The 2,307-nt window shown below is 49.2% G+C and carries 4 protein-coding genes; 2 read left to right on the top strand and 2 right to left on the bottom strand.

Going from position 1 to position 2,307, the window contains the following annotated elements; all coding sequences use genetic code 11:
- Positions 1-336 precede the first annotated feature (336 nt).
- Positions 337-570, bottom strand: a complete 234-nt coding sequence (locus J7J55_03530; GenBank protein ID MCD6141778.1) for a type II toxin-antitoxin system HicA family toxin — start codon at positions 568-570, stop codon at positions 337-339.
- The gene (locus J7J55_03525) at positions 567-791 is read right to left on the bottom strand and encodes a type II toxin-antitoxin system HicB family antitoxin (GenBank protein ID MCD6141777.1); all 225 of its coding nucleotides are present in this window, start codon (positions 789-791) and stop codon (positions 567-569) included. The genes J7J55_03530 and J7J55_03525 overlap by 4 nt, the downstream gene beginning before the upstream one ends.
- Before the next feature lie 408 nt (positions 792-1,199).
- Here J7J55_03525 and J7J55_03520 point away from each other — a divergent pair, with 408 nt between their 5' ends.
- Together J7J55_03520 and J7J55_03515 are read left to right on the top strand one after the other, a co-directional pair.
- Positions 1,200-1,538, top strand: coding sequence for a hypothetical protein (locus tag J7J55_03520; GenBank protein ID MCD6141776.1), 339 nt, complete (start codon positions 1,200-1,202; stop codon positions 1,536-1,538).
- 31 nt (positions 1,539-1,569) lie between these two features.
- Entirely contained in the window at positions 1,570-2,223 is a 654-nt protein-coding gene (locus J7J55_03515; GenBank protein ID MCD6141775.1) for a class I SAM-dependent methyltransferase, read from the top strand.
- Positions 2,224-2,307 lie beyond the last annotated feature (84 nt).

The following is a 2,307-nucleotide window of genomic DNA, read 5'->3' as shown; positions in this document are numbered from 1 at the left end:
TAAGCTGCGCTCTTGATACTGTCCGGGCTTGCGGGAGGGCGGTCCATCTGACCCATGAACTAATGTACCACCGTTCCTGTCTTGCACCGACCTGCCCACCCAAGATTCGTCTCCATCCACACTGAAGTGTAAACGAGACAAATCGAGAGAACAGCTTCTCTCCATCTCGGCGGGTAATGTACGAGGTCTTGCAATCCAACATTTCTCGCATTGGCGAACCCGACCATGCCTCATTTTCTGCTCGGCTTGAGCTTGGTGAGATTACCCGCTTCCAACGCCTTCCTTGCTATCCCACGCAGGCGAAACTTCTGGATCTTGCCCGATTTAAAGGTCTTTTTACTCCAATAGGTCCTTAAGCTCCTTTACAGTCAGCTCGGCATCCCGCAGGATGCTTTTTAACACCTTGGGATGGAGAATCCTTCCGGAACGATAAGGAACCGTCACCCTTTTGCCCTCTTTATCCTTGTACAACTTGTGACTCCCACTTTGACGGGCAAGAGAGAACCCAGCACGCTTCAGCGCTTTAATCACTTCAGCCGCGGTAAGTCGCGGTAACCTATCATTCGTCATACAGTTACTTCCAAAGAAGTAAGGCTGATGGAAACCCCTTCTGGGATCTCTTCCCCACTTGCCAGACGGTCTTCCACATGCAAGCGGATGGCGTCTTTGATGTTGGCTAATGCCTCTTCATAAGTGTCGCCTTGAGTGTAGCACCCCTGTAACTCTGGGCAAAACGCATAGTATCCATCCTTGTCCTTCTCGATAACAACGGAAAACCGGTAGTTTCGCATGATACTCACCTCCACTACTCACGTTAGAGGCCGAACATAAAAGATAGACTACAGCCTGCATCAGTATATCGCAACTCCAGCGGGCAACGCGTTGGTTACTTCCTGGCTTTAGCGAGGTGAGCCTGTCCCGCCTTCAAAGTTTTACAAGCGATTTTCCGCACCGAGGTTTTACCTTTCCCTGGCTGGGTAAAGGAAGCTATGGTCCGGCGGTCTCATATTTCTGGAAATGGTAATTTCGTGCACAAGGGCAGTAAATGCGAATAACTATTAGAATCTAGTGTTGAAATGCAAGACGCGACCCCCATACGGGCCGTGGTTGTCTTAGCGCGAAATGGTCGGTAGACTAGTGCAAGATTCCTGTCGCATATCCAGATTTCTTTATCGCTTAACTCGGTGAGGAGGCGGGAGGTGAGTATGTTAGTACTTATTGCAGCTCTTCTGGCTGGTTTCTATGGAGCTTTTACCGTATTTGCAGGAATAATTCAGGTAAAAGCTAAGAATATTCCGGCTTGGATAGCTATCGGTATGGTTGCGTGCGGATTTCTGACCACTGTTTCTGCTGTTTTTGTGGCGCGAAAGGCATGGCTGGCCTTTTACTTGTTGTTGATTGGATTGGTTGGGATACACATTCTAGCAGTAACCAACGGGCTGAAGATGTATGGTAAGATCAACATAGTTCATCACTTGGTAAGGGCAGCTCTCTCTGTCTTCATAGTAGTTCTGGCTTTCTTGAGTATGCATTCTTGATCCAAGCACTGTGATCTTGGGTGATCAATTGATGATGTCGATCATCTTCGCCTTTTTGGGAATGATGGGACTGACTGCCTTGTTTGTGGTCGTCACGGATGGGCGCTATTTTGGGAAGAAGCTCATGTATTGGCTTTACGATCGCTTTGGACCTTACCTCTACAGTGGAGACGGTGAGACAGAACGTTGGCACAAGGTGATTAACGCACTCGTGTTACAGGGAAACGAGACGATCTTGGATGTGGGAACGGCTACGGGCAAGCTACCACTCACAATCGCTGCGATACCCGGGTTTCGCGGGCGGATAGTGGCAATTGATCAGTCACCGCGAATGATAGCTAAGGCCAAAGCCGAGGCGAGCCGGCGCGGTCTCAGTCCACGAGTAGAGTTTCGAGTTCTGGAGGTTCGCAATTCTCTCCCTTTTTCTAACCGTGAATTTGACGTTGTGCTTTGCATCGGATTATTAGGGACTCTACCTCGTCCCGAGATGCTCTTACGTGAACTGCGGCGCGTACTAAAACCGGAGGGCATTTTAGTATTAAGCTATTATCGAGGCTGGCCGATACCCCGCCGACGTTGGTATTGGAAGCAACTGGACATGCTTGAATTCAGCCCACCGCAGACTATCACATTTAGAGCCTTGGAAGATATTTTAATTGCTCGGCGATTAACAAGGAATAGTTGACGGAGCTGGAAGGTCTAGTCTTACATTCCAACATTTCTCGCATTAGCAAACCCGACCTTGCCTCACTTCCTGCTCGGCTTGAGC

This window comes from Candidatus Bipolaricaulota bacterium, assembly GCA_021159055.1.
Taxonomy (GTDB): Bacteria; Bipolaricaulota; Bipolaricaulia; order UBA7950; family UBA9294; genus S016-54.
Note: the sequence above shows the minus strand (reverse complement) of the source record. Positions and strands in the feature narration are given on the sequence as shown.

Bases quoted from the DNA above. Each gene is read 5' to 3' on its own strand.
- J7J55_03525 (MCD6141777.1), bottom strand. From the start codon at position 791: ATGCGAAACTACCGGTTTTCCGTTGTTATCGAGAAGGACAAGGATGGA.
- J7J55_03515 (MCD6141775.1), top strand. From the start codon at position 1,570: ATGATGTCGATCATCTTCGCCTTTTTGGGAATGATGGGACTGACTGCC.
- J7J55_03530 (MCD6141778.1), bottom strand. From the start codon at position 570: ATGACGAATGATAGGTTACCGCGACTTACCGCGGCTGAAGTGATTAAA.